Below are 25,997 nucleotides of genomic sequence, written 5' to 3'. Positions count from 1 at the left end.
CATCAGCTCCAGCGGGCCAGCAGGGTGAGCAGACCGCTGGTGAGCAGCACCACTCCGCTGGCTGGCGGCACCCAGCGACTGATGCCCCGCAGGGCGAGCAGTTTGGGAATGGCTGCTGCAAAGGTGCCCGCCAGCAACAGGGGCAGCACCTGGCCGATGCCGAAGCTGCTGAGCAGGGCTACCCCTGCCAGGGGACGTCCGCTCTGGGCAATCCAGCCCAGCAGGACCGCCAACACGGGGGTGGTGCAGGGTGAGGCCGCCAGCCCGAAAGCCAGTCCTGCCGCCACCGGCGCCAGCGGGGCCGGCACCTTCTGACGCCATTGCTCCGGATCCGGGCCGCTGGGCAGTGGAATCCGCAGCACTCCCAGCAGGTTGAGCCCCATCGCTATCGCCAGGATCGCCACCAATGTGGGGATCAGTGCTGGCACCTGGCCGTAGATCCGGCCCAGCAGTCCGCTGATGCTTCCCAGCACCACCAAGGCACCGACGATGCCGCCGCAGAAGGCGAGGCTGCGCTGCCAGGCCGGTTGGCCATCGTCAAAGCCCGCCAGGTAGGCCAGCGTCACCGGCAGCAATGACAGGGAACAGGGCCCAAGGCTGGTGAGGGCGCCGCCACCAAACACCAGTGCCAGCGTCAGTGGACCTGGATCCGCGAGTGCGCTCTGCAGCAGCTTTTCGCTGCTCTGAGCCATATCGGAGAGCAGCAGCAGATCCACAGGTGCCCCTAAGTGTGCAAAGCCTATCCAGGCAAGCCTGTCACCAGACCAGGCTCAGCGTCGACCCAGCGACCGTTGTAGCCCATGGGATCGCCCGCCGATCAAGCCGGTGGATTCCAGTGAACAGCGGATCAGCAGGCCCAGGATCACCAGGCTCGATATCAGCGAGTTGCCGCCGTAGCTGATCAAGGGCAGTGGCAGACCGGTGGTGGGCATCGCCCCAGAGGCGACCGCGATGTTCAGGATCGACTGGCCCACCAGGATCGTGCTGCAGCCGATGGCCACAAGCCGTGCCTGGTTGCTTCGGCAGCGCAGGGTCACCCGCAGCCCCACCCAGGCCACCAGCATCAGGAACAGCAGCAGCAGCACCGAGCCCACGAATCCAAATTCCTCGGCGAATACCGCGTAGATGAAATCGGTGCTCTGGATCGGCAGGTATTGGAGCTTTTGGGTGGAGAGGCCATAGCCCTGCCCCATCCAACCGCCCGATCCGATCGCCAGCAGGCTCTGCACCAGCTGATAGCCATCTCCCATCGGATCGTTCCAGGGATCCAGAAACGACACCACCCGGATCCGCTGATATTCATTGATCAAAATGCTGGAGGTGCCCAGCAGCGATCCCGCAAGGGCGGTGCCCAGCAGGCTGCGCCAGCGCAGGCCGGCCGCTATGGCCACCATCCAGAGGGTGAGTCCCATCAGGGCCGCTGTGGAGAGGTTGGGTTGCTTGAGGATCAGCAGCAACAGCCCGCCGAAGCTCCCCAGCCAAAGCAGCTTTTGGTCGAGGCTCATGCGGTTCCAGGGAGCGAACAGGTTGGCGGCCTGCAGCACCACAAAGGGTTTCACCAGCTCCGAGGGCTGCATCTGCAGTGGGCCCAGCACCAGCCAACGGCTGGCGCCGTTCACTGTGGTGCCCATCACCAGTGTGGCGGCGATCAACAGGCAGCCAATCCATAGCCCCGGGCCTGACCAGCGCAGCCAGCGCCGAAGGTTGGTGGAGATCGTGATGCCCAGCAAACTCCAACTGGCCATTAGCCAGATGGCCTGCCGCTTGAGGTAAAAGCCGCCGTCGCCCATTTCTCGCAGGGCCACCCACCAACTTGCGGACGCGAGCACCACCAGCCCTGCCACACTCCAGAATCCGGCCAGCCCCATCAGTAGGCGAGCTTCCGCAGGCCAGAGCTGCCAAGGCAGGGGCAGCAGCCGCTGGATCAAAGTCGACTTCTGAGCCTCTTGTTGTCCCCGTCGTCCCGAGGCTCTTTGGAGGGTTGTCGCTTGACCCAAACGTTTGCTCAAACAGCGTCAATGCTCCATTGAGCCGTGAAATGGTTGCCTTGCCAAGGCACTGATTGAACAGAATTGTTGGCTAGGAGTCTTTGCAGGCGTTGGTAAGCAGTGGTTTCGTTTATGCAGCGTTCAAGCGCTCATGCTCAACTTCCCATTGCACTTGGGATCCCCAGGATTGCTGGCGCACCCAGCAGCGTCCCCCGCGGCAGTGAAGAACTTGAAAGGGCGGCAGGTCGGAGGGCTGGTTATCGAGCCGCACAAAGCTGCCCGGCCGCAACAGCGGCACCACCTTGGCGGGTTTAGGGCGGTGGTTGGACACGTCGCTCGACGAGAATTAAAAATCCTCCAGGCAGAACACGTTCCAGCCGCTGGATCGCCGGATTTCTTCGGAATCGGTCTGCTTTTATGTCGCAATGGCGTCCAAACAGCGTCTTGATCTGGAACTCCTGACCCGTGGATTGGTCAGTTCACGCCAACAGGCGCAGCAATTGATTCGTGCTGGAAAGGTGCGGGATGGTTCCGGGAACCTGTTGGATAAGCCCGGAACAGAGGTGACGCCGGAGCGAGAACTTGTGGTGGAGCAGCCCCCCCGCTTTGTCTCTCGAGGGGGCGAAAAACTGCTAGAGGGCTTGAGGGCTTTCCCTGTGCCGGTGAAGGAGCGTGTCTGCCTGGACGGCGGCATCTCCACAGGGGGATTTACCGATTGCCTGCTGCAGCACGGCGCTTCTCGTGTTTATGGCGTTGATGTGGGTTACGGCCAGACGGCCTGGAGCTTGCGGACTGACGAACGGGTGGTGCTGCGGGAACGCACCAACCTGCGCCATCTGCAGCCCGACGATCTCTATGGAGCTGGCGATCCCTGGCCCAGTTTGGCCGTCACCGATGTGTCGTTCATTTCTCTGCGGCTGATTCTTCCAGCCTTGCGCCGGCTGTTGCGGGGCCCAGAGACCGATGCTCTGGTGCTGGTGAAGCCGCAGTTTGAGGTGGGCAAGAGCCGGGTCGGAAAAGGGGGCGTGGTGCGTGACCCTGCGGCCCACAGGGATGCCATTGAATCGGTGATTGCAGCAGCAGCAGAATCGGGTTGGCAGCCCCAGGGCTTGGTGGCTTCACCCATCACCGGGCCTGCCGGCAACCACGAGTATGTGCTCTGGTTGGGGGAGGGAGATGCCGCTGTTTTTCCGGATCTCGATGTTTTGGTGGCGCAGACCCTCCACGGTTGATGGCCAAAAAAAAGCCCGGTAGTGAACCGGGCTTGGGATTTGCTTTGGAGCGGAGTTCAGTTGCCGACGTTGACCTGCTGACCCCCGGTGCAGAGCTCCACCTTGATGATGCGGCCGCCCTGCTTTTGGATGCGCTGTTGTTCAGCGAACCAGCTGTCGTAGGGCACCCACTTGGTGAAGAAGGTGTTCTGCAATTCGCGCTGCGTCCGAACCTTTTCAGGGCTGGGGATGCAGGCGGTGACTTTGAACAACCGCATGGGGCTCAGTTGCCGAGACCGGAGCAGATGTAGTCGAAGTAAACACCCATTTCCTTGCCGGCATCAGGGCCGACAAGTCCGGCGGTGACTTCCTTCATGGCTTGGATGGCCTGAACGGTGGCGCCGATGGGAACGCCCAGGGAGTTGTAGGTCTCCTTGAGGCCGTTCAGAACACGCTCGTCGAGGATCGAGGTATCTCCGGCCAGCATGGCGTAGGTGGAATACCGCAGGTAATAGTCCAGGTCGCGAATGCAGGCGGCGTAGCGGCGAGTGGTGTACATGTTGCCGCCGGGACGGGTAATGTCCGAGTACAGCAGGGCTTTGGCAACGGCATCACGGATGATGGCCGAAGCGTTAGCGCTGATGGTGGCAGCAGCGCGCACACGTAGTTCACCACTGGCGAAATACGACTCGAGGCTGCCCATCGAAGCCGTGTCCAGGTAAAGCCCCTGGACGTCCGACTTGTTGATGACGTTGGTGATGGCGTCTTGCATGGATCGGTGAGGAGGCGAGAGGGAAAATCAGCGTGCGGTTCAGGCGAGGGAGCCAACCACGTAGTCGAAGTAGGTGCCGGCTTCCTCTGCGTCGGCTCCGGTGAGGAGGCCCATGGCGACAATTTTCATTTCGCGCACGGATTCAGCCAATGCTTCCAGGGGTGTGCCCAGGGAGCGGTAGAGCTCTTTGGCGCCAATCACACCGATCTCTTCGATCGGGGTCACGTCACCGGCAACGATGCCGTAGGTGACGAGGCGGAGGTAATAATCCATGTCACGCAGACATGTGGCGGTCATCTCTTCGCCGTAGGCGTTGCCGCCGGGGGAGATGACATCGGGACGCTTCTGGAAAAGCTGACCACCAGCCTGCTTGACGATGCGCTCGCGGCTCTCGCACAGGACCTGGGCCACGCGCAGACGGCGTTGACCGCCGGTGACGAAGGCTTTGATCTGGTCGAGTTCGCCAGGGCTGAGGTAGCGGGCTTCGGCGTCCGCGTTGATGATCGAGTTGGAGACGATGCTCATGCAGTTCTGCCTCGAAACAAGCGGCCGCCCGTAGGAGACCGGTATCCGGTGAATAAGGGGTGATCCCGAGGGATCGTGTCCCAGACTAAAGGCTGGGACAGGGGGTCGAAGCGTTGGGAGCGAGACTTGTTCACATCGGTCAACACTGACCGGGGTGAGCTCGCTCCCTTGGATTCGGCTGTTGCATTCTGCGCTGGCGATGGCCAGGGAAATTTGGCCGGGTAACAGTTCTTCACGGCGCGTTTGTTCTGCAAAGAAGCCTTGGCATCACTGCGATCTGCGAGATCGAACCTGATGTGGTCACGACGCACAAAAATGATCCCGATGAAGCCTTACTTCACCGGGATCAGATCACACAAACCACCGTGATTTGTGGAGGCTGTTTGTCAGGGAAATGGAGACCTGAGGATCAGATCGCGTCGCCCTTGGGGGGATTCAGGCCGGCATTGCCGCGGTAGAGCGAGGCCGTGCGCTGGATGGTGGCTTGGTTGACCCCTGATGTGGTCGCCATGCCGTCGATGCGGGGCACCGTCGTGCTGATCCGTTCCGCCAAAAGTTCAGTCACGGCAGCGCCATGACCCGCTTGAGCGCGGGTGATCAGGAAGCGGCTGGTCTCCGCTGGGGTGGTGGCGCGTCCCAGCAGAGCCAAACCTGCCGCAGACGCGGCTCGAAGGGGTGCCATTGTGGCGATTCGGTTCTGAAACGCTTCGCTCATCGCTACCTCAGCAATGAACTCGGTCAGGTCAATGTCCTGATTGCGCAGCCGTGATTCCGCGCTGATCAGACGCTCATTCCCTGTGGGGACACGGTTGAGAAGCTGCTTGTAAGTTGCATTCACAGCAGTCTCGAGCTCATCTTCGCTGTACGGCTGTTTCAGCTCCAGCGTCGCGGGAAGTCCACCCCGCAAGCGGAATCCTTCAGCGCCTTCTGTGACAAGAGCCATGCCCATGCGTGGGAGTGCTTGCCCGCTCCGCGCGTTGGAAGAAATCAGCTCAACGCTCCATGACCGGCCACCAATGCTGGTTGGCGTTGAGTTGCTGGCTCGCCGCATAGGGAAGCCAGTCCTGTTGGACGCAAGACGTTGTTGACGCACTACCGAGAGCCAACTGGGCGCAGCGGCATTTCCGCTCGTCTTTGTCGTGAAGTCTTGGGTGGCTGTCTTTTGCGTGTCGGGCAGGTTGCGTGGCGTCACATCGCCACTACTGCGGAATGCCTCGGACCGCTGTGTTTCGGGACGGCTGCTGAGGGTGAGGTCAGCGGCAGCCTCAAGATTGAGAGCACGTGACCAGCCTGGAGTTCGGCGTGCAGTTACATCACCGGGTGTAATGAAACGTTCGTAGGGAACTGTGTCGGCCCCAAAAGCTTCGCTGTAGTCCTTGCTGTCGATTAGTGCGTCCACCACGCCGAAGAAGCCCTGTCTTGCGGCTGTATCGAAGAGCGCATCGATTTCCCAGCGGCCGAAGGTGGGTCGGCCCAGCAAACGCCGATGCATCACTTCGATCGCCTTCACGATGTAAAGACCGCTCCAGTAGCGGCGTCGGAAAGCATCGGATTTGGCAACTGCCCGAACAAAATCCCTTAGTGAGATGTCTCCGTTTTCGAGGCGGGCTTCATCAGAGCTCATGCGCTCTCCCGCATAGCCACCATTGCCGAGCACTTGCACGTAAACAGCCTTGATAACGGCTTGGGTGCTGGCTTCAGTGGTGCGAACGCTGGGCTGACCACCTCGACCTGGATTCACAGTGCCACCCGTGGCGATCTGCTGAAGTCGCATCACACGCGGACCACCCTTGCGGGGGCGGCTCTTGCGGAAACTGTCGCTGTCCAGTTGGCCAGGGCTGTTGAGGCCGTTGCTCACGAGCAATCGGCGACTGTCGTAGCCGTAGGGGGCTGGTCGGGTGGCCACCGAGGCCGTTCCGCTCGGGAAGATGGCGCCGAATTTGTTCGCCACCGGATCATTGCCACCGCCGTAGACGTGCTGGTCGGCAAAGGGCTGGCGGTAGGAGGCGTAGAGGGTGACGTACTGCGGTGCGCCATCGAACGGGGCGCTGAAGTTGAACAGCTTGCGGTTGGAGCCCCAGCCGGCACTTTCCTGAGCTTCCGTGCCGAGATCCCGCAGATAGGGAACGGTTTCCTCTCCGAAGGCCTGGGCGTATTCCGAAGAGTTCACCAGCACATCCACCAGGCCATTGAGGCCCTGGTCGCTGAGGATCGCGAATGACTTGCGGAATTCCTCGAGGGAGCTGATGCCCCGGCCGAGGAAGTGGCGGTAAGCCAGTTCCACCACGCGGCTGTTGACGAAACCGTCGTGGAACTGCTGGCGGTATTCCTTGCTACGGCCGAGGGCACGAACGAATTCGCGCATTGAGATCTGGCCCTGGGCGACTGCGCTGGCTTTGTCTGAACAGGGGGTCTGGGAGTAGCCCTTGGCGATGTCTCGCTCAAAAACCTGGCGGTAAGCGGCACGGATGATTTCTGCTTTTTCGGCACCCGACAGACCCGGCCGCATTTCAAACAGCTGGCGTCCTTCGGATGCCAGGGCATAGATCGCGGGCAGCTGCAGGCCCTGTTGCACCGCACTCCCCTGGCGTTGCTTGGTGCTGGGGGTGGGGATGGCCAGCTCTTGCAACAGAACGTTGAAGCAGTCGATGGTCATCTGACGGGCTTCAGGACGATCCCGCAGTAGTTCCGCTGAGGCGGCACGCATTTCCTGAAGGGCCACATTGGTGGCGGCCAGGGAGCAGTTTTCGAGAAGGATGTCCCGCAGCCCGCGGGTGTTCACCGCAAGGATGCTGGGGTCTCCGGCGACCAGTGCGTAACCCACATAGCGCAGGAACCAACCCATGTCACGCACTGACTTGCGCATGAAGGCCGGGCCGTATTTGGCCACGCTGATGGCGTTGAAGCCTGTGGGAAGCACCACACGAATATCAGCATCCCCACCGGCCCCTTCGAGAAGACGCGTCAGGAAGTTGCCTCTTTTTTTTGTGCCGCTATCGCCAGTGAACGTGCGCACCGACTGCTCAAACGCGGCTTGGTCAGCTGCCAGCGGAGTGCCTTCCTGACCGGTTGAACGGCCGGTTTCTCCTGTTGTAAGTGGGGCTTCAAGGAAGGAGAGGGGCGTGCCTCCCACAAAAATTCTGTTGGCGGCGCGGGCCACGATGGCCTCGGCGTTGGCCGCAATGATCCGGGACGCTTCGATCCGGTCCTGACCGGTGCGGAAGAAGGTCACAAGACTGTCCAGTTCCCCAATGTCAGGGAATCGATCCTGCTGCTCTGCCTGACGGACGCTGGAGAGCGGCAGCGTGTCGAACAGTTGGGGAGACACGCGCGGGCTGCCGCTGCTGGCGGTCACTGTCATCGACGAAAGCAAGCCGGATCGCGCCACGTTACGGCTGCTGGGATGGCCCTCCGTGGCCCCATGAACAAATGTTTGCAGGCCTTGCGGTGCTGCAGGGGATCCACGGGTGTGGCGTGAAAAGCTCGCAGGCGCGAAATCAGCGCTGCATGACCCACCCCAAGCCCAGTGATGCTGCGACTCCCGTGGTGAGTGCGTTTTATGACCGCTTTCCCTTCCCGGGGGATCCACTGCAGGACGGGCCGCCACCTGGATACAACTGGCGTTGGTGTCACCGCAGTGTTCTGGCTGCCGTGTACGGATCGATCCCTGCAGGGATGGAGGCGCCGCGGATCCTCGATGCCGGCTGTGGCACGGGGGTGAGCACCGATTACCTCTGCCATCTCAACCCGGGGGCTGATGTGCTCGGGGTGGACATCAGTGATGGGGCTCTTGCTGTGGCGCGGGAACGCTGCCGGCGCTCCGGGGCGGCCGAGCAAGTGACCTCCCTGCGTCAGGAGCAGCGCAGTCTTCTTGATCTGAGTGACGAAGGGTCGTTCGACTACATCAATTCGGTGGGGGTGTTGCATCACCTGGATCAGCCGGAAGCGGGGTTGCGCTCTCTGGCGGATCGCCTGGCTCCGTCGGGTCTGCTGCATCTCTTTCTTTACGCCGATGCCGGTCGCTGGGAGATCCATCGCACCCAGAAAGCGCTAAGTCTTCTCAATGCCGGCACAGGCTCGGAGGGCCTGCGTCTGGGGCGGGAGCTGTTCGAAACCCTGCCCGAGGGCAACCGCCTTGCCCGTCATCACCGGGAACGCTGGGCCGTGGACTGCGCCCCTGACGCGAATTTCGCGGACATGTATCTGCACCCGCAGGAAACCAGTTACAACCTCGAGCTTCTCTTCGCGTTCATCGAAAGGGCAGGTCTGCATTTCGCCGGCTTCTCCAATCCGGAGGTTTGGGATCCATCCCGTCTTCTTCAGGGAGAACTGCTGGAGCGAGCCCAGGCCTTGCCACCGCGTCAGCAGTGGGAGCTTGTGGAGCAGCTGGATCCCGACATCAGCCACTTCGAGTTCTTTCTCTCCGCGGCACCGGTGGAGCGACCTCGCTGGAGTGATGAGGCCCTTGGCCTGGCCAGCGGTTTGGTTCAGCCCTGCCTCTGGGGGGAACCCGATCCGATTCTTGGTCGCAACATGGAGCCCATTCAGCTCAGTGATGCCGACCGCGCCCTGCTGAGGATTGTCGCTGAGCAGCCGGAACAGAGGCTGGGGGCCCTTGCGTCTCCCGATCAGATCCGCGACCTTGTGGATCGCCAGCTGCTTCTGTTGGAGGAATAACAGCAGCGAACGCGTGATAGATTCCGCGCGCCAATTCAGGCAGCGCTTGGAAGATTTTTACCGTCTTCAACGTCGCCTGCTGTTGGCCACCGTTCTGGTGTCACTCGTCACGGTTCCGATCGTGGCTCTCATCATGAATCTCTCGGTGGCCGGCAGTGTTCTTGTGGGCTCCTGCGCCGGACTTCTGTACGTGCGCTTGCTTGCTCGCAGTGTGGCCCGGCTCAGTGACCAGTCCCGTGGACTGGGGCGTTTTCAGCTCATCGTTCCAACCCTGCTTGTGGTTGGTTCGGCCAAGCTGCCTCAGCTCGATCTGCTGCCGGCCTTCCTGGGATTCCTTCTCTACAAGCCCGCCCTGATTCTTCAGCACGTCTTCGACGACCGCTGAGTCTGAGCACTTTTCTCTGCACCCATGGCTTTGTTGCCCTTACCACTCCCGTTCGCTGAACTGGAAGTGGGTCATCACCTGTACTGGCAGATCGGCGATCTGTATCTGCACGGCCAGGTGTTCCTGAGCTCCTGGATCCTGATCGGCATCCTCCTAGCTGTTGTGCTTGTCGGCACCCGCGGGATGAAGCGTGACCCGATCGGTCTGCAGAACCTGCTCGAATTCCTCTGGAATTTCATCCGCGACATCGCCCGCGACAACATCGGCGAGAAGTACTACCGCGACTGGCTGCCGTTCATCGGCACCTTGTTCTTGTTCATCTTCGTGAGCAACTGGGGCGGAGCTCTGATCCCCTGGAAGATCTTCGAACTCCCCGAGGGTGAGCTCGGCGCTCCCACCGCAGACATCAACACCACCGTGGCGATGGCTCTGCTGGTGTCACTGGCGTATTTCTATGCCGGCCTGAGCCGAAAGGGTCTGCGCTTCTTCGAGCTGTACGTGGAGCCGACCCCGATCATGCTCCCGTTCAAGATCATCGAGGAATTCACCAAGCCTCTCTCCCTCTCCTTCCGTCTGTTCGGAAACATCCTTGCCGACGAATTGGCTGTAGGCGTGCTGGTGTACCTGGTTCCGCTGATCGTGCCCCTGCCTGTGATGCTCCTGGGTCTGTTCACCAGTGCCATTCAAGCTCTGATCTTCGCGACCCTGGCGTCCTTCTACATCGGTGAAGGCCTCCACGAGGCTCACTAAAAACCGATCTCCTCTATCGCCTGAGAACGGCGATCTGCTAAACACATCCGCGCGCAGGTCCGGCATTGCACCCGGGCCCGTTCCTTCGGGAATGTCCCTGCGCGGGGGGAACCGATCCCCAAGTCCATTCCGTACAGCGCTCCCCTGCGCTTCCCCTTACACCACCCAACATGGATTCCATCACCTCCGCCGCTTCCGTTGTGGCTGCTGGCCTGGCAGTCGGCCTCGCCGCCATCGGCCCTGGTATCGGTCAGGGCACCGCGTCCGGCGGCGCTGTTGAGGGCATCGCCCGTCAGCCCGAAGCCGAAGGCAAGATCCGCGGCACCCTGCTGCTGTCCCTGGCGTTCATGGAATCGCTGACCATCTACGGCCTGGTGGTGGCTCTGGTGCTTCTGTTCGCCAACCCCTTCGCCGGCTGATCAGTGCAGGGGGATCGCTGATCCCCCTCCTGAGCTTCTTGTTTCGATTCCTTCCCAGCGCACCCTTCCATGACCTGGCTTCTGCTCGCTGAAGCAGGTGTTCCGGAGGGAGGTCTTTTTGACCTCGATGCCACCCTTCCGCTGATGGCGGTTCAGGTGGTTCTCCTCACCTTCCTGCTCAATGTCCTCTTCTTCCGTCCGGTCGGCAAGGTCGTGGAAGATCGCGAGGGCTACATCTCCACCAGTCGTGCTGATGCCAAGCAGAAGCTTGCTCAGGTTGAACGCCTGGAAGCTGATTTGGCTGAACAGCTGAAAGGTGCCCGCCAGTCCGCTCAGGCCGTGATCGTTGAGGCGGAACAAGAAGTTGATCGGCTTTACCGCGAAGCACTGGCCCAGGCGGAAGCTGAAGCCAATCGCACCAAAGAGGAAAGCCGTCGTGCCATCGAGGCCGAGCGTGAGTCTGCCCGCACCCAGCTCAAGGGTCAGGTGGATCAGCTAAGCACCACGATCATCAACCGTTTGCTGGCCGCGTGATGACCCTCAATCTCAATCCGCTCGAGACCAATCTGGTCAACCTGGTCATCGTGATCGGGCTCCTGTTTTGGTTCCTGCGCGGTTTCCTGGGAGGAATCCTGGAACGCCGCCGCGCCGCCATCCTTCAGGAATTGCAGGACGCAGAGTCCCGCCTGAAGACCGCCACCGAAAACCTGAGCCAGGCCCAGTCCGAGTTGGCTGCTGCCCAGCAGAAAGCCGAGAAGATTCGTGCTGATGGTCAGGCCCGTGCCGCAGGCATCCGTGCTGAAGGCGAGAAGCGCACCATTTCCGTGATGGCTGCGATCAAGGCCGGTGCCGATGCCGATGCCGAGGCTGATGCTGCTCGGATCAAGGACAGCCTGCGACGTGAGGCTGCCCTGGCGGCAATCGACAAGGCCCTCGCCGTACTTCCGGCTCGTCTCGATGCCAGTGCTCAGGCCAAGTTGATCGATTCCACCATCAAAAACCTGGAGAACGCCTGATGCCTCTCCTCAACTCTCTGGCTACCCCCTACGCCGAAGCATTGCTTCAGGTCACTGAGGCCCGTGGCGAGTCTGAAACAGTTGCTGATCAATGCAAGCAACTGCTTGCGATCTGGAACGACTCTGAAGATTTCCGCGACGCCATGGTGTCCCCGGTGCTTGAGCCGGACGCCAAGAAGCAAGCACTCAAGGCGCTTGTGGGTGAGGATGTAACTCCTTCAGTTTTCAATTTGCTGAAGGTGTTGGCTGACCGTCAACGCCTCATTGCTTTCGATGCGGTGATGCTTCGCTACCTCGAGCTTTATCGGGAACAGCAGGGCATCACGCTGGCCCAAGTCCGTTCTGCTCAAAGCCTCACTGAGGATCAACAGGCGGCACTGTCCAAAAAGGTGCAGGCCATGGCCGGCACCAACAAGGTCGACATCGACCTCAGTGTGGATCCGTCCCTAATCGGCGGTTTCGTCGTGAGTCTCGGATCTCAGGTGATCGACGCCAGCCTGTCTGGCCAGGTTCGTCGCCTCGGTCTGGCACTCGCCAAGGCGAGCTGACCTCACTCTTTCCTCCACCGCTCCTTCCTCCCCAACTCCCAGCAGGGATCACACGCCATGGTTTCCATCCGTCCCGACGAGATCAGCGCCATCCTCAAGAAGCAGATTGAGGACTACGACAAGTCGGTTTCCGTCAGCAATGTCGGCACCGTTCTGACCGTGGGCGACGGCATCGCCCGCGTTTACGGCCTGCAGCAAGCCATGGCCGGCGAACTTATTGAATTTGAGGACGGCACTGAAGGCATCGCCCTGAACCTCGAAGACGACAACGTCGGCGCGGTGCTGATGGGTGAGGGCTACGGCATTCAGGAAGGCAGCACGGTGAAGGCCACCGGCAAAATCGCTGCTGTGCCCGTGGGTGAAGCCATGTTGGGCCGGGTGGTGAACTCCCTGGGCCGCGCCATCGACGGCAAGGGCGAAATCGCCACCAGCGAGACGCGCCTGATCGAATCCATGGCTCCCGGCATCATTCAGCGCAAATCGGTGCACGAGCCGATGCAGACCGGCATCACCGCCATCGACGCGATGATCCCTGTCGGCCGTGGCCAGCGTGAGCTGATCATTGGTGACCGCCAGACCGGCAAGACCGCCATCGCGATCGACACGATCCTGAATCAGGCGGATCAGGACATGATCTGCGTCTACGTCGCTGTGGGTCAGAAGGCTGCTTCAGTGGCCAACGTCGTTGAAGTGCTGCGTGAGCGCGGCGCCCTCGACTACACCGTGATCGTGGCAGCCAACGCCTCCGAGCCCGCTGCGCTGCAGTACCTGGCTCCCTACACCGGCGCCACCATTGCCGAGTACTTCATGTACAAGGGCAAGGCCACCTTGGTGATCTACGACGATCTCTCCAAGCAGGCTGCTGCTTACCGCCAGATGTCGCTCCTGCTGCGTCGTCCGCCCGGTCGTGAGGCCTACCCCGGCGACGTCTTCTACTGCCACAGCCGTCTGCTCGAGCGTGCAGCCAAGCTGTCTGACGCCATGGGCAAGGGTTCCATGACTGCCCTGCCGATCATCGAGACCCAGGCCGGTGATGTGTCGGCTTACATCCCCACCAACGTGATTTCGATCACGGATGGTCAGATCTTCCTCAGCTCCGACCTGTTCAACTCCGGTCTGCGTCCTGCGATCAACGTGGGTATCTCCGTGAGCCGGGTGGGTGGTGCTGCCCAGACCAAGGCCATCAAGAAGATTGCCGGCACCTTGAAACTGGAGCTGGCCCAGTTCGACGAGCTGGCCGCCTTCTCCCAGTTCGCTTCTGACCTGGACGCCTCCACTCAGCAGCAACTGGAGCGCGGCAAGCGCCTGCGTGAGCTGCTCAAACAGCCTCAGTTCAGCCCCCTGATCCTGGCTGAGCAGGTTGCCATCGTTTACGCCGGTGTGAAGGGCCTAATCGACGACGTTCCCGTTGACAAGGTTGTCGACTTCTCCCGTGAACTGCGTGAGTACCTCAAGTCCAACAAGGCTGAGTTCATTACCGAAATCCAAGAGAAGAAAGTGATGAGCCCTGAGGCTGAGGCGATCCTCAAGGACGCCATCACCGAAGTTGTGTCCACCATGGTCGCCTCTGCGGCCTGAAGGAGCTGCCGACATGGCGAATCTCAAGGAAATCCGAGACCGAATTAAGTCGGTCAAAAACACCCGCAAGATCACCGAGGCCATGCGCCTCGTGGCTGCGGCCAAGGTGCGCCGCGCACAGGAGCAAGTGCTCCGTAGCCGTCCCTTCGCGGATCGGCTGGCCCGGATCCTGGAAAACCTCCAGTCCCGCATGGGCTTCGAAGATGCTGCATCACCTCTGATGCAGCAGCGCAATGTGGAGACCATCACCCTGGTGGCGGTCACCGGTGATCGCGGCCTGTGCGGTGGCTACAACGCCAACATCATCAAGCGCACGGAACAGCGTTTTGCTGAGCTGAAGGGCAAGGGCTTCGATGTGAAGCTTCTGCTGATCGGCACCAAAGCCATCGGCTACTTCACCCGTCGTGACTACCCGATACAAGCCACCTTCTCTGGTTTGGAACAGGTTCCCACCGCCGATGAGGCCAACACGATCTCCACGGATCTGCTGGCTGAGTTCCTGGCCGAAAGCACCGACCGCGTTGAGCTGATCTTCACCAAGTTCATCAATCTGGTGAGCTGCAAGCCCGTGGTTCAGACCCTCCTGCCCTTGGATCCTCAGGACATCGCTGATCCTGAGGATGAGATCTTCCGTCTCACCACCAAGGACGGCCTTCTGACGGTGGAGCCTGGTGCAGGCCCTGCCAACACTGAGCCGAAGATTCCTTCGGACATCGTGTTTGAGCAGACTCCCGAGCAGCTGCTCAATGCGCTTCTCCCCCTGTATCTGCAGAACCAGTTGCTGCGTTCCCTGCAGGAATCGGCTGCTTCTGAGCTGGCTAGCCGGATGACGGCCATGAACAACGCCAGCGATAACGCCAAGGAATTGGCCAAGACCCTCACCCTTGACTACAACAAGGCCCGTCAGGCTGCGATTACTCAGGAGATCCTTGAAGTTGCAGGCGGTGCTGCCGCTGTCGGTTAACCATTTCGGCTGATCCTTTCGGTCGATCGATTCATTAGTTGCCGGTCCTTCGGGGCCGGCTTTTTTGTGCTGTGTTATCGGTGAAGCGCAGCGGTTGGAGGGTGTGGGCGTGCTTCAGCTTCATCAGCTCTTTCCCACTGTGGTTGCAACAACTCAACTGCCTCTCGACCCCCTGCAGCAGGCCTCCTGCATGCAGGCTCTGCTGGCGCTTCGCGGTGAAGCCGACGGCAACTCCAGCGAGGGCTGTGCCTGGACGGGGGACCTGCACGGGGTGTGGCAGCTGCATCAACAGGAGCCCTTTCAGGACATGGCCCAGTTGGTGGTGGATCAGGCCTGGAGCTATCTCGATTCGCTTGGGTTTGAGCGAAGCCAAGTGGCTCTGCATCTGCAGCGTTGCTGGCCGGTTATCAGTAATTGGGATCAAGCGGTTGGTCGCCACCATCACCCCAATGCCCATCTCAGCGCTGTTCTTTACCTCACGGGTAACGGCTCTGGTGAGGAGGGCGTGTTGCGGCTGTATGCGTCACATAAAACCAATGAGTTGGTGGCGGGTTTGGCGGTGGGTTATGGCGGCCCGATTGCTGAAGGCCACCCGTTGAATCTGGCCTACTGGGACCTGGCACCACGCCCGGGTTTGCTGGTGCTGTTTCCGTCGAGCCTGCAGCACAGCGTTCTGCCCAACGATGCCCCAGACGAGCTGCGCTGTTCGATCAGTTTTGATTTCGTGCTTACAGCACCAGTGCAGGGTGGTTCGCCGGAATATCTGGCGCCCCACCCCCGCCTTTGGGACTCGCTGGACGAGCCCATTGCCTGAGAGAATGCGGCCTCTTCCTGATTGAGCCCGGCATGTCCGACGTGGCCACTTACACCGTCCGCGCCGAGTTCGAAGGCGAAACCCACAGCTTTTCCTGTCGCTCTGACCAGACGGTGCTGAACGCTGCTGAGGCCGCTGGCATTACCCTTCCCAGCTCCTGCTGCTCCGGGGTGTGCACCACCTGTGCTGCAGTGATCAGCGAGGGCAGCGTTGAACAGCCCGATGCCATGGGTGTGAAGGGTGAGCTTCAGCAGCAGGGCTACAGCCTGCTGTGTGTGGCTTTTCCGCGGGCCGATCTCACCCTTAAGGCGGGGCAAGAGGATGCGCTCTACGAAGCCCAGTTCGGTCAATATCAGAAGTGAGGCTCACCAGCCTGCAACGCCAATTCCTCTGGCCCGCTGATGTGCCTCTGGTTGAGCTGCGCAGTTGGACTCGTCAGCAGTTGGCGAAGGAGGGTGATGTGCTGCGTTGGGCCCTCACTGCAGTTCGAACCAGCGCCGATGGTGCTCGAACACTTCAAGTGGAGGCAGTGATCAGCGCGTGAGCTCGGCACCAATGCCAACGCTGATGCTGGTGCCCACTGGCATCGGTTGTGACATCGGTGGCTACGCCGGTGACGCCTTGCCGTCTGCACGGTTGCTGGCTGCAGCGAGCGGCTGCTTGATCACCCATCCCAATGTGATGAACGGGGCTTCGCTGTATTGGAGAGATTCCCGCGTGCTCTATGTGGAGGGCTATGGCCTCGATCGGTTTGCCGTGGGTGAGTGGGCCCTGCGGCCGGTGCGGAAGCAACGGATCGGTTTGCTGCTCGACGCCGGGATCAATCCCGAGCTGGCCCAGCGCCAGATACAGGTGGTTGAGGGCTGCCGCGCCAGCCTGGGTTTGGAGATTGGCCCAGTCATTACAACGGATGCGCCGCTCGAGGTGACACTCGAGCGCGGTGCCAGTGGCGCCAGCTGGGGGCGATTGGGGTGTCCCGACGCCCTGTTGCGGGCTGGCGATCGCTTGAAGCAAGCCGGGGCGACGGCGATTGCGGTGGTGGCCCGCTTCCCCGAGGATCCAGAGAGTGAGGAGTTGGCGGCCTATCGCCAGGGCAGTGGCGTGGATGCGTTGGCCGGTGCTGAAGCGGTGATCAGTCACCTGCTGGTGAAGCATCTGCAGATCCCCTGTGCCCATGCCCCCGCTTTGGACCCTTTGCCCCTGGATCCGCAGCTGGATCCAAGGGCGGCGGGTGAGGAGCTCGGCTACACCTTCCTAGCCTGCGTGTTGGTGGGGCTCAGTCGGGCACCGGATCTGGTGAGCGGCGATCGGCAGTGCGGTGACGTTGACGCGTCGCAATTGGGGGCCGTTGTCGTTCCCGAGGGTGCCCTGGGGGGGGAGGCGGTGTTGGCCTGCGTGGAGCGCAATCTGCCCGTGGTCTGCGTGGCCAATCCATCGGTGCTGTCGGTCACGGCCGACGCCCTTGGCTTGAGCCAGGGGGTTCTCCATGCCAGCAGTTACAGCGAGGCAGCAGGGTTGGTGCTGGCGCTGCGGGAGGGATTGAGTCCGGCGTCCCTGGGCCGGCCCCTGCCAGCGCTGCAACGGTTAGATTGATGCCTGGCGGTTTTGGTGCAGCCTCCGATCAGAGCCCTTGCCCCTGTGGGGGTGGTGTTTATCGCAACTGCTGCGGGCCCTTGCATCGCGGCGATCAGCGTGCCGATACGGCTGAACAGCTGATGCGTTCCAGATATTCAGCCTTTGCGCGCGGCGAGATCGACTATCTGCTGGCCACCAATCCCGAGCCGGATGTTCCAGAACAGCAGCGGCGCCGTTCCCTGGAGCGGAGTTGCCGGCAGACCCGTTGGCTCGGCTTGACCGTGCTTGCGATAAGCGCGGGCGGCCCGAGGGATCTGGAGGGTACGGTGCAGTTCGAAGCCCATTATCGCGGTGGGGTGTTGAAGGAAACCTCCCTGTTTCAGCGTCGCGATGGCGCGGACGATGGCCCTTGGCTCTATCTGGGTGCACTCCACTTGGAGGGCTAACGGAGGCAGGCCATCGGATGCCGCGGCGGTACCCCGAGTGCCTTGGCCACGCCGGGATGGCACACCGATCCCTGCACCGTGTTCAGGCCGGAGATGAGTTCCGGTCGTTCCGTCACCGCCTCCTCCAGGCCCCGCCCGGCGATGCCCAGGATGTAGGGGAGGGTCACGCTCACCAGGGCTTCAGTGGAGGTGAACGGCACCGCCCCCGGCATGTTGCCCACGGCGTAGTGCTGCACGCCGTGGATGGTCACGGTGGGATCGCGGTGGGTCGTCTCCTGGCTTGTGGCGATGCAGCCGCCTTGGTCGATAGCCACATCCACGATCACCGAACCGGGTCGCATCTGCTTCACCATCTCCGCGTCCACCAGGGTGGGGGCCCGTCCGCCGGGGGTGAGCACGGCTCCGATCACCAGATCCGCCGTCGGCACCAACCGTTCCAGCAGTCCGCGGCTGCTCACCACACTCATCAAGCGACCGCGCCGGTCGGCCTCCAGGCTGCGCAACCGCTGGGGTGAGCGGTCGAGCAGCAATACCTCGGCATCCATGGCGGCGGCCGTTCGTGCGGCATTCCAGCCAACGGTGCCGGCGCCAAGCACCACCACACGGGCCGGCTGCACGCCGGTGCAGCCCCCCATCAGCACACCGCGGCCGCCGTGGGGTTTCTCCAGCAGGTGAGCTCCCACCTGGGCTGCCAAGCGCCCCGCGATTTCGCTCATCGGTGCCAGCAACGGCAGGCTGCCGTTCTCCAGCTGCACGGTTTCGTATGCGATGGCGGCAGTTCCCGCCTCCAGCAGGGCTTCGCCAACGCTGGGATAGGCGGCCAGGTGCAGGTAGGTGAACAGCACCATGTCCTTCCGCAGGTAGGCAAATTCCTCCGCCTGCGGTTCCTTCACTTTCACCACCAGATGGGCGCCCCAGGCCTCGTCGCGGCTCACCATTTGGGCACCGGCGGCGGCGAAGGCTTCGTCACCGATTCCTGCTCCAGCCCCGGCTCCGGTTTCGATGCGCACCTCCAAGCCTTGGCTGACCAGCTCCCGCACCGCATCGGGAGTCAGCGCCACGCGCTGCTCATCGAGCTTGATCTCCTTCGGCACACCGATGCTGGCCATCGGTGCCGAGAGGACGGAGGCTGCCATGGCGGCTTAAGGGGGTCCCTTCAATCTGGCTCCGCTGCGCGTAACCCGCCACTTCTCCAGGGTTGGACTGCGCTAGGCCGCGGCAATGGGCAACCGCCAACCGCTGCCGAAGGCCTGGGGACTCACCTTGAGCAAAGGTGCCGCTTGGCGTCGCTTGAACTCGGCCCGTTTCAGCAGCCGTTCCACCCGTTCAACAAGAGCGGGATCGTGGCCGGCCGCCACCAGGGTTGGTCCGGACTGGCGCTCCTGGATCAGGGCTTTGAGCAGTGCATCCAGGGCGTCGTAGTCGGGCAGGGAGTCGCTGTCTTTCTGGTTGGGCCTGAGCTCGGCGCTGGGGGGTTTACGGCGGATTGCTTCCCCCACCAGCTCCCCGTGCGTCGGTAGTCCCAGCGCCTGGCGGCAGCCCCGGGCTGCGTCGCTGTCAAGCCAGTCGCAAAGGGCAAACACGCTGGTTTTGTAGAGATCGCCAATCACCGCAAGCCCACCGTTCATGTCGCCGTAGAGGGTGCAGTACCCCACCGCCAGCTCGGATTTGTTGCCGGTGGTGAGGAGCAGTTGGCCCTGCTGGTTGGCCACGGCCATCAGTAGGGAGCCGCGAATGCGTGATTGCAGATTTTCCGCCGTCACGCCCTGGGGCTTTGCCCCCAGCGGTGCTGTCAGGGCCTGGTCGTAGCCCTCCATCAGGCCGGCGATGGGCACTGTGTTGGTCTGCAGCCCCAACCGTTCGGCCAAGGCCAAGGCGTCGTCGATGGATCCAGACGAGCTCCAGGGGGAGGGCATCAACAGCGCTGAAACCGCTTCGTTCCCAAGAGCTGCTGTGGCGATCACCGCCACCAGCGCTGAGTCGATGCCGCCGCTCAACCCCAGCAAGGCTTGTTTGAACCCGCATTTCCGGGCGTAGTCACGCACCCCAAGCACCAGGGCGCGGAACAGTCGCTCAATGGGATCCATGGGTTGGATCTGGCCGTGGGACCGCACAGTGGTGGGATGGCCGCTGTCCCAGACCGCCAGGTGCTCCTCGCAGACGGGGAGTTCCAGCTGCACGGCGCCATCGGCTCCCACCACAAAACTGGCCCCGTCGAACACCAGCTCATCGTTCCCCCCCACTTGATTGAGGTAGATCAGTGGGCAATTGAGGCGTTGCGCCGCTGCCGCCGCCAGCTGTTGGCGCAAGGCTGGCTTGGCGGCATCGAAGGGGGAGGCCGCCAGATTGATCACCAGATCCGGCTGTTCGGGGACCAGTTGATCGATGGGATCCGGTCCGTCCAGGCGCTCGCGCTGCAGGCCGTCATCCACCCAGAGGTCTTCGCAGATGGTGAGGCCTAATCGCTTCCCGTTGGGCAGGCTGAGCAGGCAGGGCCCATGGCCCGGGCGGAAGTAGCGCCGCTCATCAAAGACGTCGTAACTGGGCAGCAGCTGTTTCTGGGCAATCGGCCGCCAGCCCAGGCGATTCACCAGCACCACACCGTTGTGCAGCCGTGGACTGCGGGCATCGGATGCGGGCAGCGCAGCTCCCACCAACAGGGTGACGCTGCTGTTGAGTTGGTTCACCAGCCACTGCAGCATCGTGTCTTGCTGCTGGATGCGGCTGGGTTCGAGCAACTGGTCCCGGGGGGGATACCCCCAAAGGGAGAGTTCAGGGGTGAGCACCAGCTCAACAGCCTGCTCTTCTGCCCTGCGCACGGCCTCCAGAATCCGCTTCGCGTTGCCCTCGAAGTCGCCGACCACGGGGTTGAGTTGCGCCAGGGCGATGCGCATCAGCAGAGGCTCCCCGAAAGGCCATAAAGATTGTGCTGGAGCAGTAGCGGCCACACCGCTTCAGGGATTTGCGCTTCGTTCGGTTGTTGGCGCAGTTGCGAACTGGCGGTGGCGGGAACCTCAAGATCCAGCAGATCCACCTGTCCGCCCAGATCGCGCAGGGCCTGCAGCGTCGCGTCCTCGAGGGGCCAACCCTTGCGGGGGGCGATGGCCAGGCGGCACTGCGGCAGCCAGCAATTGCTCTGTTTCCAGCGGGGAATCTGTCCGGCGAGATCGCTGCCCACCACAAACACCAGCTCCCGATCAGGCCAATGCTGGGCGGCCCGTTGCAGGGTGATCAAGGAGTAAGGGCTGCTCAGATGCTGGGCCAGCTCCAGCCGTTCATCCTGCAGTTGCTGCACCAGCTGGCCGAGCAGCATCGCTCGCAACTCCAAGGGGGCATCGTGCTGTTTCAGGGGATTGTCACTGGCCCAGGTCGCCACGTGGCCGTAGCGGTTCAAGAGCCCCTCCAGCAGCACCTGATGGCCGCGGGTGGGTGGATCGGCGCTGGTGCCCAGCAAGGCGATGGCAGCAGCGGTCATCTCAGGGCAGCAGTGGTTGCAGATCCTGCTCCAGGACTTTGGGCCAGCGCAACAGCCAGTGGTGCACCACGGGATCACGTTCGGCCAGCCGGCGCAGCAGCGCACCGGGTTGTCCACCGCGTCGGCGCAGCAACTGCTGAGCTACGAGACGCCCGGTTCGGCGGCTGGCGTGCACCGCAAGGGCGGCTTGGGCCAGGGCCACCGGGGCTGCAGGGGCCAAGCTGCCGCCGCCGCTCACCGGCACCAGCAGAAGCAGTGCCTGCTTGAGGGCCGCCAGCCCCAACTGCACCCCGCCCAACAAGGCGTTGTGGCTGGAGAGTCGGGTGAGCAGCAGCCGTGCCGCCGTTGGTGTCATCGGCAGGTTGTAGAGACGGCTGAGCTGCAGCACCAGGGCGGTGTCGCAGGCCATGCCTCCCGCCATATCCAGGGCCATCACTGGGTTGACGGCCACGCCCGTGGCCTTGGCGGCTGCATAACGACCGATCAGGCTCTGGGCCGTGCGGCGGTGCTGTTGCAGCCTTAGTTCTTGGCAGGCCTTCTGGAAGTGGTCGGCCTGGCGCAGCGACTGGATCGCCAGCAGCAGGGTGCCTTCGTTCTCCAGCTGTTGGCAGAGCTGCTTCTGCAGATCCTGCACCTGTGGCGTCGTGATCCTGCTGCGCACCCGCCCATCGGCCTGGATCTGGGGGCTGCGGGGTGCTGCCGCTGCCGCGGTGATCGGCAGATCCACCGGCAGCCTTGCGCGAATGCTGCGCAGCAGGGTGGCACGTTCCTGCTTCGGCCAGCGGTCGCTCCGGTTCAGCACCAGCTGCAGGGGCTTGCCGCTCTCCAGCAGCGTGCGTAAGGCCTCCAGGTCGGCCCGGGTCAGGTCGCTGTCCACCACTAGCAGCACCAGATCGGCCCCCATGGCCACGCGGGAGGCCAAGCGCGCCCGCCCGGCGGCATCGATTTCATCAATGCCGGGGGTGTCCACCAGTTCCACCCTGGTCAGCCCGGCAATCTCCACGGGCCAGTCCACCGCCTGCTGACGGCGGGTGCTGCCGTGGGCGACATCCGTTGCCAGCAGTGGGCGGCGGATCAAGGCATTGATCAGGCTGGATTTGCCAACCCCCACCCGACCAAATAGCGCAATGCGCAGGTGTCGTTGCTGCAGCCGTTGCAGCTGACGATCCAGTAGCTGCAATTGGCCCCCCAGCAGTCCCTGGTCCCGTGGGCTCAGCTGAAGCTGACTGTGCCACTGCTCCAGCAGCAGCTGGCAGCGCTCAATGGTGTGGGGCGGGGTGGGTTGCATTCCGTTCATGCTGCCGGCTTGCGCCACCAGCCGGCCAGCACGGCCAGCACGGATTCGGCACCGATCACGCCGACAAAGCCACCGAATTCATCCACCACAACGCGTACGCCACCGCTGTCGCGCCGGAAGCCCGTCAGCAGCCGATCGGCCCGGATCATCTCGGGCACGTATTCCACCGGTTCGCAGAGGTCAACGGGTGTGAGCAGGCCGCGGTTCTCCAACAGGGCGGTGAGCACCCGCTCGCGGCTGGCCACCCCGAGCACCTTGTCCACTTGGTCGCCCAGCACCACCCACCAGGGATCGTTGGTGCTCATCAGCTTGGCCCGCTGGGCTTCGATGCTGAGGCTGCCGTCCAGGGTGGGCGCCGCCACCCGCGGCGTCATCAGGTCGCGGGCGGTGAGGTCGTTCAGCTGAAACACCTTGCCGATCATCGCGGCTTCATCGGCTTCGATTTCTCCTTTCTGGGAGCCCAGGCGGGCCAGCAGACGGATCTCCTCCTCATTGGTGCTGAGTTCCGCTTCGGCAGTGATGGCCGGCAGCATCCGTTCCAGCAGCAGCACCAGCGGCCGCAGCGCCAGGCCGAGCCAATGCAACAGGGGTGCGCTGGCCAGGGCCACCGGCAGGGCCAGACGGCTTCCGAGGGCTTTGGGCAGGATTTCCCCCAGCAGGATCACCAGGACAGTCAGCCCGACCGAGAACACCGGCAGGGCCACACCGCTGATCTTGCGCTGCTCAAACACCCAGGCGGCATAACCGCCCAGCATCAGGCTGCCGAAAATGTTGAAGCCGTTGTTAGCGATCACCAGAGCCGACAGGGTGCGCCCCAGCCGTTGACGCAATTGCGCCAGCCGCCTGGCCCCGGCCACGGGGCGTTCCCGGGCCGCCAGCTCGTGCACCCGGATCGGACTCACGGTCAGCAGGGCAGCTTCCACTCCGGAGCAGAGGGCCGAACCCAGCAGCACCACCAAAACCAGCAGCAACAGCACCAGGAGATCGGAGCTCATTGCCGTCTGAGACTGCCTGCATCGTAGAGGCCCTGGCCAGTTCGGCCTTGCCAACTGCCATCCTGTTCTACTGAACGCTCTGCTGCTGTGAACGGTTTCGACTCCGGCATCCACGCGCGTCGTCGCGCCCTGTTCATGGAGCAACTCGGCGCTGCCGCGGCGGTGATTCCGGCCGCGGCATTGGCGACCCATCACGCCGACTGCGAGTGGCCCTTCCGACAGGACAGCGACTTCTTTTATCTCACCGGTTTTGATGAACCGGATGCGGTGGCTCTGCTGCTGCCGAATCGACCGGAGGGCGAGCGCTATGTGCTGTTCGTGCAGCCCAAGGATCCTGCCGCCGAGGTGTGGACCGGCTTCCGCTGGGGCATCGAAGGAGCTTTGGAGCGCTACGGCGCGGACCTGGCCCATTCGTTGGATCAGCTGAGCGAAAAACTGCCCGAGTACCTCGCCGGTGCCGAAGCCATCGCCTTCCGGGTGGGCCGCCACACATCGGTGGAGTCGATGGTGCTCTCGGCCTGGGGGCGGCAACTCGATACCTATGCCCGCACGGGGACGGCGGCCCTGGGCCTGGTGGCGCCAACACCGATCCTGCATCGACTGCGCCTGCGCAAGGAGCCCCATGAGTTGGAGCGTCTGAGGGAGGCCTGTCGCATCTCCTCAGAAGCCCACGAGCTGGCCCGATCGATCACCCGCCCGGGCATGAATGAAGCCGAGGTGCAGGCGGCGATGGAGGCCCACTTCCGCAGCAACGGGGCTCGCGGTCCTGCCTACGGATCCATCGTCGCTGGCGGTGATAACGCCTGCGTGCTGCACTACACCGCCAACACGGCCACGCTCCAGGACGGCGACTTGCTGCTAATCGATGCCGGGTGTTCCCTGGAGGATTACTACAACGGCGACATCACCCGCACCTTCCCGGTGAATGGCCGCTTCACGGCGGAACAGCGGGAGCTCTACAGCCTGGTGCTGGAGGCCCAGGAAGCTGCGGTGGCTGTTGTGGCTCCCGGCGGCACCGCGGAGGCGGTGCACAACACAGCCCTGCGAATTCTGGTTGAGGGCCTGGTGGACCTTGGCCTGCTGATCGGGGACGTGGACGGCATCATCGAGCGAGGAAATTACCGTCACCTGTACATGCACCGCACCGGCCATTGGCTGGGTCTGGATGTGCATGACGTGGGGGCCTACCGGCTCGGTGAGCAACCTGCGCCGCTCGAGCAAGGCATGGTGCTCACCGTTGAGCCCGGCCTTTACGTCAGCGATCGCCTCAGCGTGCCGGAAGGACAGCCTGAGATCGACGATCGCTGGAAAGGCATCGGCATCCGCATCGAAGACGACGTTGCCGTCACCGAGACCGGCCATGAGGTGCTCACCGCGGGCGCCCTCAAGAGCGTTGCTGCGATGGAGCGTTCCTAGGCCACCTGCAGCAAAATCCAGAACAGAAAAATCACCAGCTTCATCAGGCCTTCAATGCCGGTGAGCCGAGCGTGGGGATAGCTGAGGATCAGCGTCAGAGCCAGGAGAACCATCTCAAAGGGTTCGAGTCCCAGGATCACATCGGTCCCGGTGATTCCCCCAAGCACCAGCACGGCTGGAACGGTGAGGCTCACTGTGGCCACGACCGACCCGTACAACGTGTTGATCGATCGCTGCACTTCGCCAGCGGAAGCGGCCTGAATGGCGTTGAGAGCCTCTGGCGCCAGGATCAGCATCGCCACCAGCACCCCCGCCAGAGAACTCGGCAGGCCGAGATCGGTAATGCCGGTTTCGATCAGCTGCCCCATCGATTCGGCAATCAGGCACACCACCAGCAGTCCTGCCACAAGCAGTGACGCTGCTTTCCACAGCGGCAGGTCGTTGTCGTTGTTCTCGGCTTCCAGGGTTTCCAGCGCTTCGCCACCCCCGCCAACAGCGACGATCAGGCTCTCCCGTTCGGTATAAAGACTGCGGTAACGCCCCATTTGGGCGGTTAAGAAGATGGCGTAAACGCCAAAGGCCACCACGGAGAGCACCGCATTCACAGGAGTGCTGAAATTGGCCTCCGTGGTGCTACGGCTGAAGTTAGGAATCACCAGTGCCAGCACGCACATGGTGCTGATCAGGTCCCAGTACGTGAGGGCCCCCAACAGGTTGGGAGCGGCCATTTGGCTGGTGTCCACCTGCCCATCGCTTCCCAGCGTCCCGCGTCGCACGGCCGCCAAAACGTTGCAGATTCCGGTGACGCCGGTGAGGGCGATCATCACCACTGAGAACATCGAATCCCTCGCCAGAGTTGGGTTGCTCTCGCCTGTGAGCATGGTGCTGGCCACCAGGGCGAGTTCGATGGTCATCACCGCGGCTGTAAGCACCAAAGCTCCATAGGGCTGGCCGATCAGCTCTGAGACGCGATCGGCCTGGTTGGCCACGCTTTTCGAGAGCACAAGAACCACTCCGCTCAGCAAAGCCAGGCCGGCGAGAACGATGCTGGTGGGTTGCACCAGAAGCCACGCCATCACGCCGCTGAATTCAATCGAAACGAGGGCGACGAGGCCGATCAGGATCGGCAGAAGCAGGCGCACCATC

29 protein-coding genes are annotated in these 25,997 nt (G+C 62.7%); 16 read left to right on the top strand and 13 right to left on the bottom strand.

Going from position 1 to position 25,997, the window contains the following annotated elements:
* Positions 1–2: 2 nt before the first annotated feature.
* The 3 genes from SYNCC9605_RS11000 to SYNCC9605_RS10990 form a co-directional block, all read right to left on the bottom strand.
* Positions 3–692 (bottom strand): cytochrome c biogenesis CcdA family protein, encoded by a 690-nt coding sequence (locus SYNCC9605_RS11000; protein WP_198002508.1) that lies wholly within the window; start codon positions 690–692, stop codon positions 3–5.
* Between the two features lie 78 nt (positions 693–770).
* Entirely contained in the window at positions 771–1,868 is a 1,098-nt protein-coding gene (locus SYNCC9605_RS10995) for an FtsW/RodA/SpoVE family cell cycle protein (RefSeq protein ID WP_257930028.1), read from the bottom strand.
* 250 nt (positions 1,869–2,118) lie between these two features.
* Complete coding sequence (locus SYNCC9605_RS10990) at positions 2,119–2,319, bottom strand: hypothetical protein (RefSeq protein ID WP_041435153.1); 201 nt, start codon at positions 2,317–2,319, stop codon at positions 2,119–2,121.
* A gap of 94 nt (positions 2,320–2,413) precedes the next feature.
* Between SYNCC9605_RS10990 and SYNCC9605_RS10985 the strand changes: the two genes are divergently transcribed.
* The gene (locus tag SYNCC9605_RS10985) at positions 2,414–3,220 is read left to right on the top strand and encodes a TlyA family RNA methyltransferase (RefSeq protein ID WP_011365139.1); all 807 of its coding nucleotides are present in this window, start codon (positions 2,414–2,416) and stop codon (positions 3,218–3,220) included.
* 56 nt (positions 3,221–3,276) lie between these two features.
* On the opposite strand, the gene SYNCC9605_RS10980 is transcribed toward SYNCC9605_RS10985, so the two are convergent.
* The 4 genes from SYNCC9605_RS10980 to SYNCC9605_RS10965 all read right to left on the bottom strand — a co-directional run bounded on the left by SYNCC9605_RS10980 (position 3,277) and on the right by SYNCC9605_RS10965 (position 7,857).
* A complete protein-coding gene (locus SYNCC9605_RS10980) occupies positions 3,277–3,477 on the bottom strand; it encodes a phycobilisome linker polypeptide (protein ID WP_006851140.1) in 201 nt (66 codons plus the stop codon).
* 5 nt (positions 3,478–3,482) lie between these two features.
* Positions 3,483–3,971, bottom strand: coding sequence for an allophycocyanin subunit beta (apcB, locus tag SYNCC9605_RS10975; RefSeq protein WP_006849956.1), 489 nt, complete (start codon positions 3,969–3,971; stop codon positions 3,483–3,485).
* Between the two features lie 39 nt (positions 3,972–4,010).
* Positions 4,011–4,496 (bottom strand): allophycocyanin subunit alpha, encoded by a 486-nt coding sequence (locus SYNCC9605_RS10970; protein WP_011365138.1) that lies wholly within the window; start codon positions 4,494–4,496, stop codon positions 4,011–4,013.
* A 409-nt stretch (positions 4,497–4,905) separates the two neighbouring features.
* Positions 4,906–7,857 carry a phycobilisome rod-core linker polypeptide gene (locus tag SYNCC9605_RS10965; RefSeq protein ID WP_011365137.1) on the bottom strand — a complete coding sequence of 984 codons (2,952 nt, stop codon included), beginning with the start codon at positions 7,855–7,857 and terminating at the stop codon, positions 4,906–4,908.
* Between the two features lie 146 nt (positions 7,858–8,003).
* Here SYNCC9605_RS10965 and SYNCC9605_RS10960 point away from each other — a divergent pair, with 146 nt between their 5' ends.
* From SYNCC9605_RS10960 to SYNCC9605_RS10895, 14 genes are all read left to right on the top strand, one after another.
* Positions 8,004–9,173 (top strand): class I SAM-dependent methyltransferase, encoded by a 1,170-nt coding sequence (locus SYNCC9605_RS10960; RefSeq protein WP_041435808.1) that lies wholly within the window; start codon positions 8,004–8,006, stop codon positions 9,171–9,173.
* Positions 9,174–9,219: 46 nt separating this feature from the next.
* Positions 9,220–9,558, top strand: coding sequence for a hypothetical protein (locus SYNCC9605_RS10955; RefSeq protein ID WP_011365135.1), 339 nt, complete (start codon positions 9,220–9,222; stop codon positions 9,556–9,558).
* Positions 9,559–9,582: 24 nt separating this feature from the next.
* Positions 9,583–10,308, top strand: a complete 726-nt coding sequence (gene atpB, locus SYNCC9605_RS10950; protein ID WP_006852023.1) for a F0F1 ATP synthase subunit A — start codon at positions 9,583–9,585, stop codon at positions 10,306–10,308.
* A 170-nt stretch (positions 10,309–10,478) separates the two neighbouring features.
* Positions 10,479–10,727 (top strand): ATP synthase F0 subunit C, encoded by a 249-nt coding sequence (gene atpE, locus SYNCC9605_RS10945; RefSeq protein ID WP_006851467.1) that lies wholly within the window; start codon positions 10,479–10,481, stop codon positions 10,725–10,727.
* A 69-nt stretch (positions 10,728–10,796) separates the two neighbouring features.
* Positions 10,797–11,261 carry a F0F1 ATP synthase subunit B' gene (locus SYNCC9605_RS10940; protein WP_011365134.1) on the top strand — a complete coding sequence of 155 codons (465 nt, stop codon included), beginning with the start codon at positions 10,797–10,799 and terminating at the stop codon, positions 11,259–11,261.
* A complete protein-coding gene (locus SYNCC9605_RS10935; RefSeq protein WP_011365133.1) occupies positions 11,261–11,743 on the top strand; it encodes a F0F1 ATP synthase subunit B in 483 nt (160 codons plus the stop codon). The genes SYNCC9605_RS10940 and SYNCC9605_RS10935 overlap by 1 nt, the downstream gene beginning before the upstream one ends.
* Entirely contained in the window at positions 11,743–12,291 is a 549-nt protein-coding gene (atpH, locus tag SYNCC9605_RS10930; protein WP_011365132.1) for an ATP synthase F1 subunit delta, read from the top strand. The genes SYNCC9605_RS10935 and atpH overlap by 1 nt, the downstream gene beginning before the upstream one ends.
* A gap of 57 nt (positions 12,292–12,348) precedes the next feature.
* Positions 12,349–13,869, top strand: coding sequence for a F0F1 ATP synthase subunit alpha (gene atpA, locus SYNCC9605_RS10925; protein WP_011365131.1), 1,521 nt, complete (start codon positions 12,349–12,351; stop codon positions 13,867–13,869).
* Between the two features lie 13 nt (positions 13,870–13,882).
* The gene (locus SYNCC9605_RS10920) at positions 13,883–14,833 is read left to right on the top strand and encodes a F0F1 ATP synthase subunit gamma (protein WP_011365130.1); all 951 of its coding nucleotides are present in this window, start codon (positions 13,883–13,885) and stop codon (positions 14,831–14,833) included.
* Between the two features lie 103 nt (positions 14,834–14,936).
* A complete protein-coding gene (locus SYNCC9605_RS10915; protein WP_083757099.1) occupies positions 14,937–15,647 on the top strand; it encodes a TIGR02466 family protein in 711 nt (236 codons plus the stop codon).
* A gap of 32 nt (positions 15,648–15,679) precedes the next feature.
* Positions 15,680–16,009 carry a 2Fe-2S iron-sulfur cluster-binding protein gene (locus tag SYNCC9605_RS10910; RefSeq protein ID WP_011365128.1) on the top strand — a complete coding sequence of 110 codons (330 nt, stop codon included), beginning with the start codon at positions 15,680–15,682 and terminating at the stop codon, positions 16,007–16,009.
* Positions 16,006–16,191 (top strand): hypothetical protein, encoded by a 186-nt coding sequence (locus SYNCC9605_RS10905; RefSeq protein WP_011365127.1) that lies wholly within the window; start codon positions 16,006–16,008, stop codon positions 16,189–16,191. The genes SYNCC9605_RS10910 and SYNCC9605_RS10905 overlap by 4 nt, the downstream gene beginning before the upstream one ends.
* A complete protein-coding gene (locus SYNCC9605_RS10900) occupies positions 16,188–17,240 on the top strand; it encodes a DUF3326 domain-containing protein (RefSeq protein WP_041435150.1) in 1,053 nt (350 codons plus the stop codon). Before SYNCC9605_RS10905 ends, SYNCC9605_RS10900 begins: the two co-directional genes overlap by 4 nt.
* Positions 17,240–17,668, top strand: coding sequence for a YchJ family protein (locus SYNCC9605_RS10895; protein WP_011365125.1), 429 nt, complete (start codon positions 17,240–17,242; stop codon positions 17,666–17,668). Before SYNCC9605_RS10900 ends, SYNCC9605_RS10895 begins: the two co-directional genes overlap by 1 nt.
* Here the strand turns inward: SYNCC9605_RS10895 and ald are convergent.
* The 5 genes from ald to SYNCC9605_RS10870 form a co-directional block, all read right to left on the bottom strand.
* Positions 17,665–18,804, bottom strand: a complete 1,140-nt coding sequence (ald, locus tag SYNCC9605_RS10890; protein WP_011365124.1) for an alanine dehydrogenase — start codon at positions 18,802–18,804, stop codon at positions 17,665–17,667. The genes SYNCC9605_RS10895 and ald overlap by 4 nt on opposite strands.
* Before the next feature lie 72 nt (positions 18,805–18,876).
* Positions 18,877–20,562: an NAD+ synthase gene (locus tag SYNCC9605_RS10885; RefSeq protein WP_011365123.1), complete on the bottom strand. Its 1,686-nt coding sequence runs from the start codon at positions 20,560–20,562 to the stop codon at positions 18,877–18,879.
* Positions 20,562–21,143: a nicotinate-nucleotide adenylyltransferase gene (locus SYNCC9605_RS10880; RefSeq protein WP_011365122.1), complete on the bottom strand. Its 582-nt coding sequence runs from the start codon at positions 21,141–21,143 to the stop codon at positions 20,562–20,564. Before SYNCC9605_RS10880 ends, SYNCC9605_RS10885 begins: the two co-directional genes overlap by 1 nt.
* A gap of 1 nt (position 21,144) precedes the next feature.
* Positions 21,145–22,440 carry a GTP-binding protein gene (locus SYNCC9605_RS10875; RefSeq protein WP_011365121.1) on the bottom strand — a complete coding sequence of 432 codons (1,296 nt, stop codon included), beginning with the start codon at positions 22,438–22,440 and terminating at the stop codon, positions 21,145–21,147.
* Positions 22,437–23,435, bottom strand: a complete 999-nt coding sequence (locus SYNCC9605_RS10870; protein WP_011365120.1) for a CNNM domain-containing protein — start codon at positions 23,433–23,435, stop codon at positions 22,437–22,439. The genes SYNCC9605_RS10875 and SYNCC9605_RS10870 overlap by 4 nt, the downstream gene beginning before the upstream one ends.
* Positions 23,436–23,522: 87 nt before the next feature.
* On the opposite strand from SYNCC9605_RS10870, the gene SYNCC9605_RS10865 reads away from it, so the two are divergent.
* The gene (locus tag SYNCC9605_RS10865; RefSeq protein ID WP_041435147.1) at positions 23,523–24,851 is read left to right on the top strand and encodes an aminopeptidase P N-terminal domain-containing protein; all 1,329 of its coding nucleotides are present in this window, start codon (positions 23,523–23,525) and stop codon (positions 24,849–24,851) included.
* Here the strand turns inward: SYNCC9605_RS10865 and SYNCC9605_RS10860 are convergent.
* Positions 24,848–25,996, bottom strand: coding sequence for a calcium:proton antiporter (locus SYNCC9605_RS10860; RefSeq protein ID WP_011365118.1), 1,149 nt, complete (start codon positions 25,994–25,996; stop codon positions 24,848–24,850). The two genes, SYNCC9605_RS10865 and SYNCC9605_RS10860, sit on opposite strands and share 4 nt — an antisense overlap.
* Position 25,997 lies beyond the last annotated feature (1 nt).

The sequence above is a fragment of the Synechococcus sp. CC9605 genome (genome assembly GCF_000012625.1).
GTDB lineage: Bacteria > Cyanobacteriota > Cyanobacteriia > PCC-6307 > Cyanobiaceae > Parasynechococcus.
Note: the sequence above shows the minus strand (reverse complement) of the source record. Positions and strands in the feature narration are given on the sequence as shown.

Bases quoted from the DNA above. Each gene is read 5' to 3' on its own strand.
- SYNCC9605_RS11000 (WP_198002508.1), bottom strand. From the start codon at position 692: ATGGCTCAGAGCAGCGAAAAGCTGCTGCAGAGCGCACTCGCGGATCCA.
- SYNCC9605_RS10995 (WP_257930028.1), bottom strand. From the start codon at position 1,868: ATGGGGCTGGCCGGATTCTGGAGTGTGGCAGGGCTGGTGGTGCTCGCG.
- SYNCC9605_RS10985 (WP_011365139.1), top strand. From the start codon at position 2,414: ATGGCGTCCAAACAGCGTCTTGATCTGGAACTCCTGACCCGTGGATTG.
- SYNCC9605_RS10980 (WP_006851140.1), bottom strand. From the start codon at position 3,477: ATGCGGTTGTTCAAAGTCACCGCCTGCATCCCCAGCCCTGAAAAGGTT.
- apcB (WP_006849956.1), bottom strand. From the start codon at position 3,971: ATGCAAGACGCCATCACCAACGTCATCAACAAGTCGGACGTCCAGGGG.
- SYNCC9605_RS10970 (WP_011365138.1), bottom strand. From the start codon at position 4,496: ATGAGCATCGTCTCCAACTCGATCATCAACGCGGACGCCGAAGCCCGC.
- SYNCC9605_RS10965 (WP_011365137.1), bottom strand. From the start codon at position 7,857: ATGACAGTGACCGCCAGCAGCGGCAGCCCGCGCGTGTCTCCCCAACTG.
- SYNCC9605_RS10960 (WP_041435808.1), top strand. From the start codon at position 8,004: ATGACCCACCCCAAGCCCAGTGATGCTGCGACTCCCGTGGTGAGTGCG.
- atpB (WP_006852023.1), top strand. From the start codon at position 9,583: ATGGCTTTGTTGCCCTTACCACTCCCGTTCGCTGAACTGGAAGTGGGT.
- atpE (WP_006851467.1), top strand. From the start codon at position 10,479: ATGGATTCCATCACCTCCGCCGCTTCCGTTGTGGCTGCTGGCCTGGCA.
- SYNCC9605_RS10940 (WP_011365134.1), top strand. From the start codon at position 10,797: ATGACCTGGCTTCTGCTCGCTGAAGCAGGTGTTCCGGAGGGAGGTCTT.
- SYNCC9605_RS10935 (WP_011365133.1), top strand. From the start codon at position 11,261: ATGACCCTCAATCTCAATCCGCTCGAGACCAATCTGGTCAACCTGGTC.
- atpH (WP_011365132.1), top strand. From the start codon at position 11,743: ATGCCTCTCCTCAACTCTCTGGCTACCCCCTACGCCGAAGCATTGCTT.
- atpA (WP_011365131.1), top strand. From the start codon at position 12,349: ATGGTTTCCATCCGTCCCGACGAGATCAGCGCCATCCTCAAGAAGCAG.
- SYNCC9605_RS10920 (WP_011365130.1), top strand. From the start codon at position 13,883: ATGGCGAATCTCAAGGAAATCCGAGACCGAATTAAGTCGGTCAAAAAC.
- SYNCC9605_RS10910 (WP_011365128.1), top strand. From the start codon at position 15,680: ATGTCCGACGTGGCCACTTACACCGTCCGCGCCGAGTTCGAAGGCGAA.
- SYNCC9605_RS10895 (WP_011365125.1), top strand. From the start codon at position 17,240: ATGCCTGGCGGTTTTGGTGCAGCCTCCGATCAGAGCCCTTGCCCCTGT.
- ald (WP_011365124.1), bottom strand. From the start codon at position 18,804: ATGGCAGCCTCCGTCCTCTCGGCACCGATGGCCAGCATCGGTGTGCCG.
- SYNCC9605_RS10885 (WP_011365123.1), bottom strand. From the start codon at position 20,562: ATGCGCATCGCCCTGGCGCAACTCAACCCCGTGGTCGGCGACTTCGAG.
- SYNCC9605_RS10880 (WP_011365122.1), bottom strand. From the start codon at position 21,143: ATGACCGCTGCTGCCATCGCCTTGCTGGGCACCAGCGCCGATCCACCC.
- SYNCC9605_RS10875 (WP_011365121.1), bottom strand. From the start codon at position 22,440: ATGAACGGAATGCAACCCACCCCGCCCCACACCATTGAGCGCTGCCAG.
- SYNCC9605_RS10870 (WP_011365120.1), bottom strand. From the start codon at position 23,435: ATGAGCTCCGATCTCCTGGTGCTGTTGCTGCTGGTTTTGGTGGTGCTG.
- SYNCC9605_RS10860 (WP_011365118.1), bottom strand. From the start codon at position 25,996: ATGGTGCGCCTGCTTCTGCCGATCCTGATCGGCCTCGTCGCCCTCGTT.